This window comes from Parabacteroides gordonii MS-1 = DSM 23371 (assembly GCF_000969825.1).
Classification (GTDB): domain Bacteria; phylum Bacteroidota; class Bacteroidia; order Bacteroidales; family Tannerellaceae; genus Parabacteroides; species Parabacteroides gordonii.
Genome location: NZ_KQ033919.1, coordinates 2,758,891 through 2,777,400 on the forward strand (window position 1 = coordinate 2,758,891; position 18,510 = coordinate 2,777,400).

11 protein-coding genes are annotated in these 18,510 nt (G+C 41.1%); 10 read left to right on the forward strand and 1 reads right to left on the reverse strand.

What is annotated here, in order from left to right:
• Window positions 1-60: 60 nt before the first annotated feature.
• Window positions 61-2,229, reverse strand: a complete 2,169-nt coding sequence (locus HMPREF1536_RS10470; protein ID WP_028730326.1) for an alpha-N-acetylglucosaminidase — start codon at window positions 2,227-2,229, stop codon at window positions 61-63.
• Window positions 2,230-2,606: 377 nt separating this feature from the next.
• On the opposite strand from HMPREF1536_RS10470, the gene HMPREF1536_RS10475 reads away from it, so the two are divergent.
• From HMPREF1536_RS10475 to HMPREF1536_RS10520, 10 genes are all read left to right on the forward strand, one after another.
• Window positions 2,607-3,203, forward strand: a complete 597-nt coding sequence (locus HMPREF1536_RS10475) for an RNA polymerase sigma-70 factor (protein WP_044193624.1) — start codon at window positions 2,607-2,609, stop codon at window positions 3,201-3,203.
• 64 nt (window positions 3,204-3,267) lie between these two features.
• Window positions 3,268-4,287 carry a FecR family protein gene (locus HMPREF1536_RS10480; RefSeq protein WP_028730328.1) on the forward strand — a complete coding sequence of 340 codons (1,020 nt, stop codon included), beginning with the start codon at window positions 3,268-3,270 and terminating at the stop codon, window positions 4,285-4,287.
• 254 nt (window positions 4,288-4,541) lie between these two features.
• Window positions 4,542-8,198 (forward strand): TonB-dependent receptor, encoded by a 3,657-nt coding sequence (locus tag HMPREF1536_RS10485; RefSeq protein WP_225607951.1) that lies wholly within the window; start codon window positions 4,542-4,544, stop codon window positions 8,196-8,198.
• A 29-nt stretch (window positions 8,199-8,227) separates the two neighbouring features.
• On the forward strand, window positions 8,228-9,784 hold the full coding sequence (locus tag HMPREF1536_RS10490) for a RagB/SusD family nutrient uptake outer membrane protein (RefSeq protein ID WP_028730330.1): 1,557 nt from the start codon (window positions 8,228-8,230) through the stop codon (window positions 9,782-9,784).
• 18 nt (window positions 9,785-9,802) lie between these two features.
• Window positions 9,803-11,074 (forward strand): alpha/beta hydrolase family protein, encoded by a 1,272-nt coding sequence (locus tag HMPREF1536_RS10495; protein WP_087880978.1) that lies wholly within the window; start codon window positions 9,803-9,805, stop codon window positions 11,072-11,074.
• Window positions 11,075-11,249: 175 nt separating this feature from the next.
• A complete protein-coding gene (locus HMPREF1536_RS10500) occupies window positions 11,250-11,864 on the forward strand; it encodes an RNA polymerase sigma-70 factor (RefSeq protein ID WP_028730332.1) in 615 nt (204 codons plus the stop codon).
• Window positions 11,865-12,124: 260 nt separating this feature from the next.
• Window positions 12,125-13,123, forward strand: coding sequence for a FecR family protein (locus HMPREF1536_RS10505; RefSeq protein WP_028730333.1), 999 nt, complete (start codon window positions 12,125-12,127; stop codon window positions 13,121-13,123).
• Window positions 13,124-13,175: 52 nt separating this feature from the next.
• Complete coding sequence (locus tag HMPREF1536_RS10510) at window positions 13,176-16,421, forward strand: TonB-dependent receptor (protein WP_044193629.1); 3,246 nt, start codon at window positions 13,176-13,178, stop codon at window positions 16,419-16,421.
• A gap of 18 nt (window positions 16,422-16,439) precedes the next feature.
• Complete coding sequence (locus tag HMPREF1536_RS10515; protein ID WP_028730335.1) at window positions 16,440-17,987, forward strand: RagB/SusD family nutrient uptake outer membrane protein; 1,548 nt, start codon at window positions 16,440-16,442, stop codon at window positions 17,985-17,987.
• 175 nt (window positions 17,988-18,162) lie between these two features.
• Window positions 18,163-18,486 (forward strand): L-rhamnose mutarotase, encoded by a 324-nt coding sequence (locus tag HMPREF1536_RS10520; RefSeq protein WP_028730336.1) that lies wholly within the window; start codon window positions 18,163-18,165, stop codon window positions 18,484-18,486.
• The last annotated feature ends 24 nt before the right edge of the window (window positions 18,487-18,510 follow it).

Here is an 18,510-nt window from a genome sequence, read left to right on the forward strand (position 1 = left end):
TTTCACAAGGAAGAAACATTTGTTTCATCGGCGGGAAACTTTTTCAAGGATGGCAAGGTCTCAACGACAAGTGTGTGGGAAAATCTCCTTGAATATACGTTTTACTGTCGGAATACAATCACCTTCCGGTTTAAATGAATACGGATTAGTAGCCTTTGTCCAGGGTTCTTCCAACGCATAAAAGTCTATCTCTTCCGGTTTTTCTCCTTCCATCTTCAGGGAAAGATTATCGAAATAATGTTTCCATCGCATATAATAAAAATCTTTCAATATCCCGTTCCATTCTTTGTGTGCATAATCTCTTAAGCCACCTTCTTCGGCTGCCTGCCGATTGCCCCAGGTTGTTATTTGTACTCTGGCATTCCATTCATATAAATCCTTTTCTTCCGAGGTATTTCCCAGGTTGCGAGCCTGAGTGATCCAGTTACCTACCATAAACTCCCGGCGGGTTCCCAATAACTCATCCTGTAGAAGGATCAGTTGCAAGAAATGTTGGGAAGCAAGGTTGAACAGTGGTTTATCTCCTGAAGCATAAGCTGCCATAACCGCTTTATATAAAAGGCGTCCTTTTTCCGCAATAGCCTGGCGAACGATATCAACCAGGTCATATTCGAAGTTATTGTTTCCTTTATATTGATCGGCAACCGATACCATCAGGCGTGCGGCACGTATAACATCCTGAGGATTGTAATAGTCGGACATCTCCGACCAACTGGATGCCTGATAAGCATGTTCCGACGGGCGGGCACAAAAGATAGACTCATGTGTCCCCTGCTGTACGGATTGTGGCGGACAGTTGTAGATAGAGTTGCTAAGTATCGTCCAGGCCTCTTCCACTGTTTTGTTTTCTGTCCCGTAACGGGCACGGATATAACTTGCCAACCATTCATCTTTACAGAACTTGTCCTTCCTCCAGGGTAATTCGGTTAATAATTCGTACATGACCGGATTGTTCTCGCTACCCTCCATCGTCATACCGACACCGCATAGTGTTTTACCGGAAGAACTCTCTTTCGCCTTATAGTATTCATCGATTACATGAGCCATCTTTCCATGCAGACCGATATTACCACCATAATTCAGCAGCATACAATAGATCCATTTATGTTGGCCGAATCCGTTTTTACGATACCATGTCGACTCCGGATCTCCCCATTGCGGACGACTTTCAGCAAACAAATCCAGAACGATCATGTCTCCTGCATTCAGATGTTCTATCATTTGAGGACGTGGATTGGCTTGCCATGCCTGTGCTACCCAGACTGCTTTCGGGTTGGTTTTCTTCATGGCGGACATGATTGCTTTTCCGGCAGCATCCAGGTCTACTCCGGCAACGCTGCCTCCTTCATGGAATGGATCCATGCTGTAATAGTTTGCTTTACCGAATAATTTCTCCATCTCTTTGTAATAGAGAGAGGCTATTTCCTGAAAGCGAGGATCTGTAGGTTGAAGGAAAGCCGGACGACGATAACCGCACCATAATCCGGGATCAGAGACATTCAGCCCCAGTTTTTCTTTTGCATTGTGAGGAACCATCCCGGAGTAGCCGGGCAATACCGGTTCAATACCGTATTCACGCATGCGTTTCAGTATCTTTTTTTGCAAAGCAATCTGTTGTTGATACCAGCTGTCGGGATTAGGGCCTCCCCAACCTTCCAGGTTGTTCATCAGCCACCATGCCATAAAACCGGGGCCGGCGATAAATTCATTGATCTCCTCTTTGGTGTATCCTAACTTTTTCAACACATTATACCAGACGCCTTCTACACCTGCCATAGCCAGTGGCAGGTTAATGCCATGCAAAGCCATCCAGTCGATTTCTTCCTCCCAACGGTTCCAGTCCCAAAAGGCCATCGTATAGGAGAATGTACAATAATTGAAATCATACCGAAGCTTCATCTCTGTCTCGTGCCTTTCTTTATTTGACACCGACGGAAGAATTTCCGGAAGTTTAGCCTGCATACCGTTCCAGGACAGATGGATACCGGCATGATATTTCAGATACCAGTTTATTCCGGTTGCAATACTTACATAGTTGTTACCGCGGATGACAACTTTCTCTCCTTTTTGATCCAGTTCAAAAAAGTCGGTGGGTGATTTTACTTGTTCGATAATGAACTTACGGGAGGCGCCTTTGTCTATGCGCTCCAACAAACCGTCTATCGGACTTGCCTGTAAAGAAAAAGAGAAACAGACAAGAAAAAATAAGATTAAGTGTTTACTGTTCATGGTAATTTAGTTTTTAAAAAAGAAAAGCCGTTTTTACAGACATACTTTTCTTATGATGCAAATATAAGTTTTATTCTTTAAAAGGTGTGATTTAATATTCCTGCATCGGCCGAAGATCAGTTCTCCGATGGATAATTCAATATTTTTATGCTTCTTTTTAGGTTTGCAGAAGCAAGTATACGTCTATTATTCATACTTTTGAGCGTTTTAAGATTAAACATTATTCCACGGCAATGGAAGTTTAATTGAATCACGCATTTTAGAAGAGAGGATCCGGCAAGATTCTCTCTTCTTTATTTCGGATAAGACTCTGGCACTGCCGAATATCAAATATTCGAATAAATATTTATCTTTGCCTCAATAAAGAGAGGAGAGAGATGGAAAAGCACACACTGAAGAATATTGATATCGCTTTATTGAAGCGCCTGAAGGAAGGAGATGAGGCTGCTTTCGAATCTATTTATTGGAAATACAATTCTCATGTCTTTAATTTTATTAACTCATTATTATACGATAGGATCTTATCTGAAGATATTACCCAAAGTGTTTTCATGAAGATATGGGAGAAGCATGAATCGATCGACCTGGATAAAGGGTTTGATGCTTATCTGTTCACAATAGCCCGTAATATGGTTTATAAGGAAACGGAAAATCGGTTGTTATCTGAATCCGCTTTTTATGCATTATCCCAGCAGCAAACGAATGAAGATGTCTTGACCGAAGAAAAAATTGATGCAGACTCATTACGTTTGTATATTGATAAACTGATAGAACAATTACCCCTTTCCCGAAAAGAAATCTTTAAATTAAGTAGAAGAGACCACCTGTCGAATAAAGAAATTGCTATCCGTCTGTCAATCTCCGAGAAGACGGTTGAAACTCAGCTTTATCGTTCGTTGCGTTTCCTGAAACAGAAATTATCTGATGATAATTTGTTGGCTATATTATTAGTTATTTTGGCTAACGAATGTTAAATACGTACTTTTTTCATTCCCCTTGTAAGGGATTCCCCTTCTATTTGGATATATAACTTAAACGATGACAAAAAATAATATAAATATTGACTTGCTTGATCGCTTTATGCGTGGTGAAACATTGCCGGAAGAAGAACAGTTACTTCTGGAATGGTTCCGCAATTCGGCGTCCAAAGATGAGATTCTAGAATTTTATCAACAGCGCTGGAGTGAGGTTCCTGAAGATGAATTGCCGGCAGAAATACAGGGACGTATGTACCTGCGTATCAAAGAGAGAATGCATGAAATGGAAAACCTGCATAAAAAAGAGGAGGATAGAAAGAGATTCAAATTAAGATCGTCCTTTTCGCGTTTTCTACCTTATGCTGCCACTATTTTGTTATGCATAGGTATTTCATTCTCTTTTTACTTATACACTCAGAAGGATTTACCGATAACCAGTGAATATATAGTATCAGCAGAGAAGGGACAGAGAGCAAGTGTTACATTACCTGATGGGACCAAAGTATGGTTGAACTCTCATACTGAAATCCGTTATAAAAGTGATTATGGCCTAAAAGAACGTAATGTTTTTTTGAATGGTGAAGCTTATTTCGAGGTCTCAAAGGACAAGGAACATCGTTTTGTCGTGAATGCGGGGGAAATGGAGGTTGAAGCTTTGGGTACATCATTTAATGTGAAGGCTTATAAAGAAGATAAAAGTATTGTAGCAACGTTGTATAATGGAAGTATTCAGGCTACAGGTGGGGATCATTCGGTAATACTTTTACCGGATCAGCAAGTCCTGTTCAATCGTGAAAATAGACAGTTGAAAGTGGAACGACCGGATAATATTGCTTATTCCCGAATGTGGAGGGATAATGAATTGGCATTTAAAGGAGAGACTCTTTATGATATAGCCATCAGATTGAATCGGATCTATAATGTTCAGGTTGAATTTAAGTCAGAAAAGATCAAGCAGTATCGATTCTCCGGGGTTATAAAGAATAATAGTCTGGATAATGTGATTGAGATAATAAGTCTGACTGCTCCAATTTTATACGAAGCAAAAGAAGATACAATTATATTAAGTGAAAAACGATAGATAGAATGTGAGAGGATAAAGGGAGTGTTAATCTTAAAATTGAATGCCTATGGAATAGTATTAATATAATGAAAAGGGACAACTATCATTGAAGTTGTCCCAATATCAAAGTTTTTTAGCTAAAATCGATAAATACATAAGACACCTTTGAATTAAAGACAACTGGCAGGCTGTCTTTAAAGGCATTTCGTATTCGATTTCAGCTTGTAAAGTTACTATATATAATCTATGTATTATCAAAAAAACACTTAAAAATGAGTAACATCAAGCATTTTATAATACGGGCTTTATTTTGTAATATGATACTGGTTGTATCCGGTTTCATGACTATGGCCCAGGTTTCCCTTACAGTTAAAAATAAACCGGTAAGGGAAGTGATAGAGAAAATAGAGAAGACAAGCAATTATCGTTTTTTCTATAGTGAAGACCTTGCTGACTTGGATAAACGTATTTCTGTTGCTGCAGAGAATTCTGATATTAAAAAAGTCATGCAACAGATTATGCAACAGACTAATATATCTTATTTTTTGAGAGAAAATAACCAGATTGTATTATCCTCGAAGTCAAAAAATCAACAGTCTCCCCAAAATGTACAGATAAAAGGTACTGTCTCTGATGAAACAGGTGAACCTGTTATTGGTGTCAATGTTGTTGAAAAAGGAACATCAAACGGCACAATAACAGATTTGGATGGCCAATATTCATTGGAGCTTCAAAAAAATGATGGTACATTGATATTTTCTTATATAGGTTATGTTCCTAAAGAAGTTGATATACGTGGTAAATCTGTAGTTAATATAAAGTTATCCGAGAATGTAGAGCAGCTGAACGAGGTGGTTGTTACCGGGTATGGAGGAACGCAGGTACGTTCTAAACTGACGAATTCTATAGCGAGTGTGAAAGAGGAACATTTACAGGTTGGTATGTTCTCCAATCCGGCACAGGCTTTATCCGGTGCTGTATCAGGGATGAGAGTGATCCAGTCTACCGGAAATCCGGGTGGAGTTCCAGAAATAGTTCTTCGTGGAGGTACCAATCTGGATGGAACAGGTGCTCCGTTGATTATTGTGGATGGACAGCAGCGTGAGAGTTTGAGTGATATTAATCCTGAAGATATAGAATCTATGGATGTACTGAAGGATGCCGGAGCGACAGCTTTATATGGTGCCCGGGCCAATAACGGAGTGGTATTAGTAACAACAAAAAGAGGTAAAGAAGGAAAGACTTCAGTAAATGTAAAAGCTAAATTAGGCTTTAATTATTACAACAGTCAATTCAAATTCTTGAATGCAAGGGACTATCTATATTGGATGCGGACATCTTTTCAACGTTCTGCCCAGATATTTAAAAGTGAAAAGGGAGAATGGGTAGGTACAACGGATATGAGTTCATTATCTGCTCCGAAAGCTTACGGTACAGGTAATATTTATTGGGCGGATGCAGAAAGAAAAATACCAGCAATTGGAAATGAGGATGGGAATGCCATGTGGAGTCCGATGAATTATACACCGGATCTGGCATTTCTTTTAGATCAGGGCTGGCAGACCATGACCGATCCGGTTTATGGGGGAGAGATTATTTTTTATGACCATGATATGGTTAAATCCAATATCCAGAGCCCCGCTATTACTCAGGACTACAATATGAATATATCAGGAGGAAATGATAAAGGCAGTTATTATGCCGGTTTGGGCTATAATCATTCGGAGGGGCTTCCGTTAGATAATTATTATCAACGTATCACAGCGACATTCAATGCTGATTATAAGATTCGCTCTTGGTTTACCTCATATACGAATTTTAATTTCTCGGATGCAAAATACAATCAATTGCCTAATGGGCGTGAATTGAACAGAGATTGGGAAGACCGGTATTTCACAGCAATCATATCTTGTCCTCCGACAGTTCGCGGTAGTGGGCCTAATGGCGAAGTTTTATTGGGGAATAAAAGTGATGCCGGTAATATGCAGGTAAACCTGGGACGTTTTATCAGAGATAATAATAACCGGAAGTTAACAGTAGGCCAGAGTTTTAAATTTGATATCCTGAAAAATTTATATCTGAAAATAGGTGCAATCTGGATGTATGATGAGGACTTGAATGAGCATTTTGATAAGGACTATCTTCAGTCTGCAGGGACATGGAATAGAACCAGAACATCTTCTGCAAAGTATCAACGCATTCACAAGCAGACTTACAATGCTGTTGCCAATTATGATTTGGTATTTTTGCGGGAACATACATTAAATGCGTTGGTTGGTTTTGAATATTTTGATAATTATGTGAAGGGTTTCAGTGCTTCCGGTTCGGGTGCCCCCACGGATGATTTTGCAGATCTGGGATTGACATCTACTGAAGAGAAAAAGAGAGAGATCGATTCCTGGCATCAGCGGGAACGTATCACTTCTTTTTTTGGACGTATAAACTATGATTATAAAGGAAAATATTTATTATCGATGACTCTTCGTGATGATGGATATTCTTTATTGATGGGAAAAAACAGATGGGGGGTGTTTCCTGGTTTTTCTGCCGGATGGATTTTTGGAAGAGAGAAATTCATGGAACCGTTACAAGATATTTTTTCTTTCGCAAAATTGAGACTTAGTTATGGGTTGAATGGGAATGTCTCCGGAATTGGGGCTTATGAACTACAAGGATCTTATGGGACAACTAATTACATGGGGAATATAGGCTTTATACTGGGAGGAGTTCCGGATCAAAGCGGCTTGCCGAATGAAAGTCTTAGATGGGAGAAGTCACAAACGGTAGAGGCCGGTTTGGATCTGGGCATATTGGAAAATAAGATAAATGCCAACTTCACTTTTTATAACCGATTGACCCAGGATAAATATGCTGATATACCATTGCCGGGCTCTTCTGGTATTACTTCTTTTCGTACCAATAATGGAGAGATCAGAAACAGAGGTTTTGAGATGGAACTGTCTTTTAAAGTGTTGAATACAAAAGATTGGACATGGAATATACAATGGAATGGAGCTTATAATATAAATAAGATCATAAAATTACCGGATAATGGCCTGGAGAGGAACCGGCAGAATGCATTTCAGGTATATGATCCTAAGAGCGGCAATTTAATGTGGGTAGGAGGATATCAGGAAGGACAAGAACCTGGTATGCTATATGCTTTTAAGGCAGAGGGTTTATACCGGGATGAAAGTGAAATTCCAGGGAATCTGATAGATAAAACAAGTGGAAATAACGGTAGCAACGGTTTATGGCTATATGGGCCGGAAGCATGGGCAAAATTACCGGAATCGGAAAAGATTAAGTCGGATGGTAAAGCTGCGGCATTACCCATTCAGCCCGGAGATGTAAAATGGAAAGATGTAAATAATGATGGTGTTATTGATGATTATGATATGGTCAAGATGGGAAATACGGTGCCACATTGGACAGGTGGGCTGAGTACGACGCTTCGTTATAAGAACATCTCTTTATTTGCCAGAATGGATTATGCGCTAGATTATAAAATAATAGATAACCGTACTCCGTGGATTATGGGGAATATGGTCGGCTACTATAATACGGTGGAGGCAACGAAGGACTCATGGACTCCATCTAATCCGAATGCCCAATATCCGACTTATACCTGGGCTGACCAATTGGAAAAAAGAAACTATGCAAGAAATTCTTCTATGTTTGTTTCCGAAGGCAGTTATCTGGCATTTAGAGAACTTTCGTTAATGTATGCATTGCCGAAAAGTTTATTGAGCAAATGGAATATTCAGGATTTGTCTTTTACTATTACCGGACAAAACTTAGGATATCTAACTGCTGCCAAAAGTATATTCTCTCCGGAGTATTCAGAGGATGGAAGTGACAAATACCCTCATAACGGAGGATACCCATTGCCTAAATCTTTTATTTTAGGTATAAATCTTACATTTTGATAACTTGTTATGAACGAAAAATAAACGATATGAAACGTATAAATTATATTATTTCGACATATTTGATTCTTTTTTTGCTTGTGTCATGCAATGCTTTGGATCTTTCTCCGGAAGATTATTACGGAAGTAGTAATTTTTGGAATAACAGTTCGCAGGTAAAAGGATATATGATCGGTCTGCATGGCCGTTTGCGGGAGAAAGCAGAGTCATTATTTATTTTAGGGGAGGCGAGAGGTGGAACACTTAAATCCGGAACGTCTTTTCTCAATAATAGTCTCGATTATAGTTCACCAATAAAGACGAATACATTTTCCAAATACCTGACAGGTATAAATAACTGGAATGGATTATATGAGAATATATTGGAAGTCAATTTGTTCATTCAGAAGGTAGAAAATGAATGTGATTTTCTTACGTCGGAAGAGAGGAATCAAGGCTTAGCCCAGGCATATGGACTACGGGCTTTCTATTATTTTATGCTTTACCGGACATATGGAGGTGTACCTTTAGTCAAGCTCCCGAATGTAATGAATGGTGTCACACATGCTGAGAACTTGTACTTGGAAAGGAGCTCAGCGAAAGAAACATTTGACTTTATCAAAGGTGATATTCAAAAATCAGAAGAATTGTTTGGGACAAATGGACAGATCGGGAAAGGAAGAACTTTATGGTCTAAGCCGGCTACTCTAATGTTGAAGGCTGAAATTTATTTATGGTCAGCTAAAGTGTCAACTGAAGATCAAATAGCTGTACCTGATGATGCAACGATTGCTAAAAAGGCCCTGGAGCCGTTGATCGGTCAATTCCGACTATTGCCTGATTTTAAGGATGTCTTTGATTATGAGAATAAAGGCAATGATGAAATCATTTTTGCGATAGGATTTGCCGACGGTGAAAAGTCTAATTTCGCAGAGAACTTTACTTACTATGTTCAACATTTTAATAATCAGTTTTATGGACAAAACGGTCAGTTGATGGCCGATACATTAGAAACGAAGGGTAACGGATTGTTGAGAAATGAATATAAGTGGGGGTTGTTTGCTTCCATGGATGATGACGATACGAGAAAAAGGTCAACATTTCTCGACTGTTATTACCAGGATGGAGCTCAAGCCGGTCTGATACTACGGAAATTTATGGGGATGCTGAACTCAAACGGCAATCGTTCATACTGCGATGACTACATCATTTATAGATATGCTGATGTTTTGTTGATGATGGCTGAAATCGAGAACCTACAAGGAGGAAATGTGGCCGGATATATCAATCAGGTTCGTCAACGTGCTTATGGTGCAAGTTTTAAACCGGCAGTTCATGTCTATGAGAACTCGACCTTTGAACAGAATGAATTGGCAATATTGAAAGAGAGGGATAAAGAATTCGTATGGGAAGGAAAACGCTGGTTCGATCTTGTTCGTATGTGTGATGGAACAAAGAAGTCATTAGTTTTTTCTTCCAAGGCAAATTATGATGATCCGTCTCCGGTATTGAATGAGCAAAAGTCATTTATGATTTTATGGCCGATTGATATTGAGACATTGAATAATGATCCGAAGTTAGTGAATAATCCGGGATATGAAAATTAAATTAAATAAGAGAACATGATGAAAAAGATAAAATATATTTTTCTTCTTTTCTGTCTGTATCCGTTTCTAATGCAGACGGATGGACAGAATAAAGCGTATGGGTTAGATATTGAAAAGAACAAAGTGATTTCAACAGATAGACAAGACGGACGCTATATCAGTACCAGAGGGGTAGTACATGCATTGATGAAAAGAAATGTTCCGGCTTATGCTTTCCATTCCGACTTTTCTCAGCGTGAGTTTAATTATTGGAAAGAGGGGCTTCGGGGGAAAATGAAAGATTTGATGCGTCATCCGAACCTTCGGGACTTGCCGACTCCTAAACGAGTTAGTTGTGAGAAGCGGGAGGGATATCGGATTGAGAAATGGGAATCTTATCCATTACCGGAATGTGTCGTACCTTTTTTAATGCTGATTCCGGATCAAGTGAATGCCGGTAATCCAGTTCCAGGAGTCTTGTGTATACCAGGATCAGGACGTACGAAGGAGTCTTTGGCAGGTGAACCTGAACTTGAGACAAAATATGCCAGACCCAGGTTTCAGGAGGAAAACGAAATGGCGCTTAAATACGTTAAGATAGGATTAGTAGCAGTAGTTGTTGATAATCCCTGTATAGGAGAATGCTCTGATCTGGAGAAATACACGGTTGCTCCTTCTTATTACTTTGATGAATCTGCCCGTTGTTTATTAGAATTGGGGTGGAGCTATCTAGGGTATTCTTCCTATGTGGATATGCATGTGTTAAGTTGGATGAAAGAGCAACCATTTATCCGGAAAGAGCGTTTGATTGTAAGCGGACATTCTTTGGGCACTGAGCCGTTAATGGTTCTAGGTGCTTTGGACCCGACTATTTATGGTTTTGTTTATAGCGATTTTCTTTGTCGTACATTAGAGCGCATAATTGTAATGACTGAACCGAAAGAAAACGGATATCGCCCTTTTCCAAATTCGATTGAGCACCTGATTCCTGAGTTCCTGTGTAATTTTGATTTCCCCGACATCGTTTCGTCTTTGGCACCCAGGCCGATTATTTTCACGGAAGGAGGATTGGATCGGGACTTGGAGATGGTAAGGCAGGCTTATCGAATAGCCGGTCATCCGGAAAATATAGAAATTCATTTTTATCCTAAATATGCAGATCCTGACAGTCGGAAAACAAAAGGGAATTTGCCGGAGGGGGTAAATAGAGAAGCTTATTTTGATTTGACGAACGTGGATGCACCGAATCATTGTTTTAAGGAAAATCTGATTATACCCTGGGTAAAGAAAATCCTAAGTGAAGATAAATAACTAATTCATTGATTACATCTTTGTAAAACAGAGAGTGCCGGTAAAAGCTGTAAAGAGACTTCACTGTTCCTTTACAGCTTTTATATTTCCGGGAATGAATGACTTTCGAAAAAAACTAATAGATTTGTACAATTATTATTAGTAAGATACAGCGTTCTTTTATTGTAAACTTTTTATGGCAGATTTTACCGACGAGAAAATATTACTGAAAGAAATAAAGGATGGAAATGATCAGGCTTTTGAATTTCTTTTCAAAAGCTATTATCCTCGTTTGCGTGGATATGCATCTCGTTTTGTGGAAGATCAGGAGGCTGTGAGGGATATTATTCAGGAAAGTTTCCTGAAATTCTGGGAAAAGCGTGAGTTGATAGAAGCCATATCCGTCTCTGCCCTTTTGTTTGCTATGGTTCGGAATGCCTGTCTGAATTATCTGAAACATCTTCAAATAGTAGAACAACACAACGTAGAACATCTGGCCTCTATTGCCGGGAGAGAGGAACTGTATAGCCTTGATTTTAATCCTTCTCCGGAATACACTTTATTATACAACGAATTGCAGGAACAAGTGAATGTAGTTATAGACACGCTGCCTACGCGTTGCCGTGAAGTATTTATTATGAGCCGCTTTGATAAAAAGAAGAATCGTGAGATAGCAGAAGCTTTAAGTATCTCTACGACTGCTGTGGAAAAGCATATAGCCAAAGCATTAACGACTTTCTCCAAACACTTTAAAGACAAGTATCCTCTCGATATCTATATTGTTATTATTGCATGGTTGCTATCTGATTAGCAAGAAACAGGAGACTTGCTATTACATTTCTCCCTATGTTTTAATTTTTTGACCTTGGTAGTAAACGTTTGTCACCTTGGTAGTAAACGTTTTTGACCTAGGTGGTAAATCTTTTCGACCTTGGTCAAAAATATAAAACGTCCGGTACTTTATATTAGTAGGCAGGCAGAAAGAAAAAAAGGGATAAGGAGAAAAAAATAGAACATCGGGGGTTGGGTAAAAAAAGAATGGGTTGTTACATCATATAGAAAGAGGAAATTATGGAATTGGAAAAGGAGAATATTCATCAGTTAGCCGTACACTATTTTGAAGGGCGTATTACTTTGCAGGAGGAGGAAGAACTCTTTCGCTTTGTGAATGCCTGTGCGGATAATTATGAGATGTTCCGTCGATGGGAAAAAGAATGGATGCAATCGGCTACACCCGACCTGGGTGTGATCAGCGAATGGAAACATTTACAACGACGTGTTCAGATACAACGCAATATGCCGGATATGTTCGGACATAAGAAATATAGCCTGCGTCAGGTAGTTGCCGTGGCTGCTGTAGTCGTGGTGGTCATGTTGAGCGGTGCTTATGGGGCATTGTCTTTCTTCAATAAACAAGCCGATCCGAATTATTTCGCTCTGGTCACTGCTTATGGTGAGAAAAGCAAAGTGATACTGACCGATGGAACGGTCGTTTGGTTGAATGCCGGATCGACTTTGCGGTATGCGGATAACTTTAATGCAAGCAACCGGACAGTGCAACTGGAGGGAGAAGCCTATTTTGAAGTAGAAAAGCAATCGGACGAATCGCCGTTTCTGGTTAAGACAAGTTGTTACGATGTATTGGTGAAAGGTACAAAGTTCAATGTGACCTCTTATGCTGAAGATCCTTTTTCTACAACTACTCTATTGGAAGGAGCTGTCAATGTTTTGTACGAAGGAAGGCAACTGGAAGTAAAGCCCGGCGAATTACTTTGCTTCGATAAGGAGAAAAAAGATTTTTCCAGCCACCATGTACAGGCTTCGCAATACCGGTCATGGATTGAAGGAAGAGTTGAATATGACGAAATAGCATTAGGCGAACTGGCTGTCCGCCTGTCAAGGAAGTATGATGTGAAGATACATCTGGATACTGCACTTGATGAAGACGCCACCTTCAGGGTCTCATTGCGGAACGAAGAGACTATCGGCCAGTTCCTGCAGGCACTTTCCGATATCATTCCGATACGCTTTGAGCGGCAGGGAGAAGATATTTATATCAAAAAACAATAGCGCGCTTTGTTTATATATGTATTAAATCTAATAACTAACTATCTATCTTATGATGTACAAAAAGCATGTGGGAAGGTCTTTAATATTGGCCTTGCTACTTTCCGGCTCATTATCGGTGGACGCTCAGAAAATCACTCAGCAGTTCAGGAACGTCCCTTTGAAAACAGTACTGGAGGAAGTGGAGAAACAGCTCCAGTATTCAGTCATCTATAAAAAAGATGAAGTGAATGAGCAAAAACAGATCAATCATAATTTTAAGGATGCATCTGTCGAAGAAGTCTTGTCGGCTATCCTGGATAAAGGATTAAGCTACTCTATCCAGGGGAAAATGATCGTTATCTCGCAAAAGACCACTAAAGCGTCGGCTCCGCAACAACAGAAGAAAGTAACAGGTGTTGTGAAGGACAAAACCGGAGAACCGGTGATTGGAGCCAATGTAATAGAACGCGGAACAACAAACGGTACGGTGACAGACCTCGATGGGCGTTTTACGTTGGAAGTTCCCCAGAATGCCGTTTTGCAAGTCTCCTATATCGGCTATATGGAACAGGAAATCCCGGTGAATAACCGGAGCGATATCTCTGTCTCTCTTTTGGATGATACACAGAATCTGGATGAGATCGTTGTTGTCGGTTACGGAACACAAAAGAAGGTGAACCTGACCGGTGCAGTCAGCAGTGTAAAGGCCGATGTGCTGGAGAACAGAACGACTTCCGACCCGGTCAATATGCTGACCGGTAACGTATCGGGTGTGACCATTGTACAGAATGCCGGACAGCCGGGAGCCGACGGAGCTGCTTTGCGTGTCCGTGGTGTCGGTACGCTGGGGAATTCCGAAGCGATGGTTATCATCGATGGAGTGGAGTCGTCGATGAGCAATGTCGATCCGAACGATATCGAGAATATTTCCGTATTGAAAGATGCTGCGGCAGCTTCTATCTATGGTGTGCGTGCGGCAAACGGCGTTGTGTTGATTACTACCAAAAGAGGTGCTGTGGGCAAGCCCGTGATCTCCTATAACGGATATGTTGGCTGGCAGGAAGCGACCCGCTTACCGAAATATCTGGACTCGTATAATTATGCTGTCCTTTTGAATGAGGCTTATAAGAATGACGGATTGGAGGGATTGTATTCAGACCCTGACCTGCAAAAGTTTAAAGATGGTTCCGATCCGGATCATTTTGCCAATAGCGATTGGTTGGGTACGTTATTCAGCGAAAACGGGCTGTTTCATAATCACCATTTGAGTGTGAACGGTGGGTCTGAGGCAATTAAATATTCTCTTTCCTTTGGTTATCATAATAAGGAAGGGTTGATGCCGAACACTGAATATAATAAGTTCAATGTCCGTTCGAACCTCGATGCGAAGATCAACGACCGGTTGAATGTCTCTTTGAACCTTTCGGCCTATCGTAGCCGTATGGCGGCTCCTGCTACCGGCATGACCAGTATAATGTATTATGCATTTCGTGAAACGCCGGTTACTCCGATCCAGTTCCAGAATGGAAATTACGGATTATTCAAGAACGAACATAACTCAGTCGCTTCTGCCCGTGAAAGTGGTCTGGCACGTACCTACAATAATAATTTCCAGGGAAGTGCTTCCTTTACCTATAAGATCATCGACGGATTGTCCTTGCGTGGAAATGCTTCAACGACATTCAATCTGAAAGACGAACATACTTTCCTCAGGAGTATGAAGTTTTATACCGCCGAGTCTGTTGATCCTATCCGTACGACTCGCAGTGAAGTGGAGAACAAGGATAATAAGATGCTGGAAGTAAATCTTCAGGCATATCTGGATTATGCAAAGAGCTTCGGTAAACACGACCTGAAAGGTTTGTTGGGATATTCCCAGTTATATAACCAGTATCGCATCTTAGGAGCATCCCGTAAGGATCTACCTTTGAATAACAGCCTGGGTGAAATTAATGCGGGCGATATAACGACACAGACTTCCGAGGGGAATATGGTGGAATACGCTTTGCGTTCAGCCTTTGCCCGTGTGAACTATACATTCGACAACCGCTACCTGCTGGAAGCGAATATCAGATACGACGGTACTTCACGTTTCCCGAAAGATAACCGTTTCGGTGCATTCCCTTCTTTCTCTGCCGGATGGCGTGTGTCTGAAGAAAGTTTCTTCACGGCTTCCTGGATCGATAATCTGAAGTTACGTGCTTCCTGGGGACAATTAGGTAATCAGGAGATTGGCGATTATGCCTTCTATAATACCTATATGTTCGGCCAGAACTACAACTTCGGTAATATGTTATATCCGGGTATTTCAATCAATGAAAAGATGGCTAACTCGATCATTACCTGGGAAAAGACAGACCAGATTGATATCGGTGTCGATGCGGATGCTTTCGGTGGCAAGCTGAGCTTCACCGGTGACTTCTTCGTTAAGAACACAAAAGATATCCTGCTGGAGTTGCCTATCCCGGAAATCGTAGGGGTGAAACCGCCGATGCAGAATGCCGGTAAGGTTCGTAATACAGGTATGGAAATGCAGATCAGCCATAACAACCAGATCAATGATTTCAAGTATTATGCAACATTCAACTTCAGCTATGTGCATAATGAAATTACCGACCTGAGCGGAGGTGATACTCCCGGACGTTCTGTAGGCGATCCTATCAACAATATCTATGGATATGTTTGCGAAGGAATCTTCAAAGACCAGGCGGAGATCGACGGACATCCTACACAGATCTGGGGTGCTAAACCGGGCGATCTTAAATATAAGGATTTGAACAATGATAAGAAGATCGATGAAAACGACCGTCAGTCGCTGGGTACTTATTTCCCTAAAATAAACTACGGGCTTCGTCTGGGCTTCGAATATAAGAACTTTGACTTTTCAGCCTTGCTGCAAGGTGCCGGAATGGTTAATGCAATTGTGAAGGATGAAATCAACAAGGCATTCTACAATGGAGGTAAAGTGACTGAATATCACCTGGATCGCTGGACGCCGGAAAACCTTGATGCTACATATCCCCGCTTGTCGATGAAAGATTCTAAAAAGAACTGGATGACTTCTACTTTCTGGATGCAGAATGCTTCTTATCTGAAGATGAGAAATATGCAACTCGGTTATTCATTGCCTAAACAGGTACTGGCCGGTTCGGGTATTACCCGCCTGAGAGTATACTTCAGTGTCGATAACCTGTTCACTATTACCGGATTTGACGGTGTTGACCCGGAATCGGCTTACAACATGAAAGACTTATCCGTGGTTAGTAGCTATTATCCGCTGACAAGAAATTATTCATTTGGTGTTAACCTTTCATTCTAATAAAACTGTAGACGAATTATGAAACTAAAATATTTATTTATATCGCTTATCTCGTTATTCGGAACCGGTTGCAACGACGGGTTTCTGGATAAGATCCCGACAGACCAGCTCTCCGACGAGTCTTTCTGGATGGTAAAAGAGGATGCCGTGAAATATTCGGCAGCTACTTATCGCTATCTTGTCCAGTCGGGAAACCATATGGTCATGCTCGATTGCTATACCGACAATGCCATTCCTGTTCATATCCATGCGGAGCAGGGGGATATCTCTTCTTGTACGGCAACGGCTTCAAATCCTCACTTTAAACAGGTTTGGCAGGATGCTTACCGTGGTATCCGCCGCTGTAATATCTTCCTTGATAATATAGCCAAGGTGGAGATGAAAGAAGATGAGAAAACGATCCTGATCGGTGAGATTGAATTCTTACGGGCTTATTTCCATGCCACTTTATTGAAATTCTATGGGGGTATTCCTATCCTGACCCGTGCTTTGGAGTTGAACGAAACGATCCCTTCACGGAATACGGAAGAAGAAGTCTATAAGTTTATTGTAGAGGAATGCGATAAGGCTGCACAAAAGTTACCGTTGACCCGTTCCGATAACACGGAACTAGGACGTGCCAACAAGGGGGCTGCATTAGCATTGAAAGCTCATATCAGTTATCTGATGAAGAAATACGATGTAGCGGCCAGCGCAGCTAAAGAAGTGATGAACCTGGGTGTTTACAACCTGTATGGTAATTACGGCGATCTGTTCTCTGCAGAACATGAAAATAACAGCGAAGTGATATTCGATCATCAATATATGGAGAATGCATTGGATTATGATTATACCGGCAGTTGGATCGACCAGTTCTTCTCTCCGCTGATGATGGGAGGCTGGGAAGCATTGTCGCCGACACAGGATCTTATCGATGCATACGAATGTACGGATGGGAAATCCATTGGTGAGTCGAAGCTTTACAATCCTGAAAAGCCGTTTGAGAACCGTGATCCCCGCCTGGCCTATTCTATCCTGTGGCATGGTTGCGAGTTCGGAGGACAGATTTATAGTACAGAAGGGACAATGGGGAATGGTAATGCCACCCGTACTGGATATACGATGCGTAAATATATTAATCCAAAGAATGTAGGGAATGAATATCCGGGCTGGATTAACTATATCCTGTTCCGTTATGCAGAAGTCTTACTGATCTATGCGGAAGCACAGAATGAATTGAGCGGGCCGGATGCATCCGTATATGAAGCTGTCAATAGGATTCGCCAACGTCCGAGCGTGGAACTTCCGCCTTTACCGGCTAATCTGACAAAAGACCAGATGCGCGAAGCTATTCGCCGAGAACGCCGTGTTGAGTTTACGTTTGAAGGCATTCACCTGTTCGAGACCCGCAGCTGGAGAACGACGGAAGCCTGTGTAAACAAACCGGCTTACGGTATGACTTTCGACGGGAAAAAGGTTTTGGTGGAACAGCGTAAGTTCGATCCGAACAAGAACTATTTATGGGCACTTCCTCTGACTGAAATTGATTTGTCTAAAGGAGCGTTGGTACAGAACCCGGGATATTGATCATCTATTAATAATAAAAGCCTCTGGTGGGACTTCTCCTGTCAGGGGCTTTTTGTTTTATATCGATTTTAAACCGGTAAATCCCTGAAACAGTCAAAATAACCACGAATATTGAAAACTCCTGCAGTTCTCTATCCTTTATCTTTGTGATACTTAATCTAATATAGAGAAGAATATGAAACGTTATGGGAGTATTATCGGTGTAAAGCCGGAAAAGCTGGAAGAATATAAGAAGTTGCATGCCGCCGTATGGCCGGGCGTGTTGGCAATGATCAGGGAATGCAATATCCGTAACTATTCTATCTTTTATAAAGACGGGATATTGTACAGTTATTATGAATACATCGGTGACAACTACGAAAAAGACATGCAAAGGATGGCGGCAGACCCGACCACGCAGGAATGGTGGAAGCTGACCGACCCTTGTCAGCAGGCAGTAGAAAATCGTGCTCCTGGAGAATGGTGGGCGGCAATGGAAGAAGTATTCCATACGGATTGAATCTATATTCTCTCTCTTTCGAAA

Bases quoted from the DNA above. Each gene is read 5' to 3' on its own strand.
- HMPREF1536_RS10515 (WP_028730335.1), top strand. From the start codon at position 16,440: ATGAAACTAAAATATTTATTTATATCGCTTATCTCGTTATTCGGAACC.
- HMPREF1536_RS10485 (WP_225607951.1), top strand. From the start codon at position 4,542: ATGAGTAACATCAAGCATTTTATAATACGGGCTTTATTTTGTAATATG.
- HMPREF1536_RS10470 (WP_028730326.1), bottom strand. From the start codon at position 2,229: ATGAACAGTAAACACTTAATCTTATTTTTTCTTGTCTGTTTCTCTTTT.
- HMPREF1536_RS10500 (WP_028730332.1), top strand. From the start codon at position 11,250: ATGGCAGATTTTACCGACGAGAAAATATTACTGAAAGAAATAAAGGAT.
- HMPREF1536_RS10510 (WP_044193629.1), top strand. From the start codon at position 13,176: ATGTACAAAAAGCATGTGGGAAGGTCTTTAATATTGGCCTTGCTACTT.
- HMPREF1536_RS10495 (WP_087880978.1), top strand. From the start codon at position 9,803: ATGAAAAAGATAAAATATATTTTTCTTCTTTTCTGTCTGTATCCGTTT.
- HMPREF1536_RS10480 (WP_028730328.1), top strand. From the start codon at position 3,268: ATGACAAAAAATAATATAAATATTGACTTGCTTGATCGCTTTATGCGT.
- HMPREF1536_RS10475 (WP_044193624.1), top strand. From the start codon at position 2,607: ATGGAAAAGCACACACTGAAGAATATTGATATCGCTTTATTGAAGCGC.
- HMPREF1536_RS10520 (WP_028730336.1), top strand. From the start codon at position 18,163: ATGAAACGTTATGGGAGTATTATCGGTGTAAAGCCGGAAAAGCTGGAA.
- HMPREF1536_RS10505 (WP_028730333.1), top strand. From the start codon at position 12,125: ATGGAATTGGAAAAGGAGAATATTCATCAGTTAGCCGTACACTATTTT.
- HMPREF1536_RS10490 (WP_028730330.1), top strand. From the start codon at position 8,228: ATGAAACGTATAAATTATATTATTTCGACATATTTGATTCTTTTTTTG.